This is a genomic window from Staphylococcus sp. HMSC072H03 (genome assembly GCF_001809305.1).
Classification (GTDB): domain Bacteria; phylum Bacillota; class Bacilli; order Staphylococcales; family Staphylococcaceae; genus Staphylococcus; species Staphylococcus hominis.
In genome coordinates, this window is sequence record NZ_KV796894.1 from 1 (window position 1) to 287 (window position 287).

The window sequence follows — 287 nt, forward strand, 5'->3', positions numbered from 1 at the left end:
AGAAACGTTATTGTAGAAAACGTGTTTAATGGCCAAAGACAACGTGCTATTGAAGGTTATTACCAAGGTAATTTACCTTTAGGCTATGATAAAGTACCTGAGAGTAAAAAAGAGCTTATGATTAATCAACATGAAGCAAATATTGTTAAATATATTTTTGAGTCATACGCCAAAGGTCACGGTTATCGTAAGATTGCGAACACATTGAATCATAAAGGTTATGTGACTAAGAAAGGTAAACCGTTTAGTATTTCGTCCATTACCTACATCATCTCAAACCCTTTTTA

At 33.1% G+C, this 287-nt stretch carries 1 protein-coding gene; it reads left to right on the forward strand.

The genetic code is table 11. The features are described 5' to 3' along the window. A partial coding sequence (locus tag HMPREF2578_RS07940) for a recombinase family protein (protein ID WP_176743748.1) occupies positions 1 to 287 on the forward strand: 287 nt, incomplete at both ends.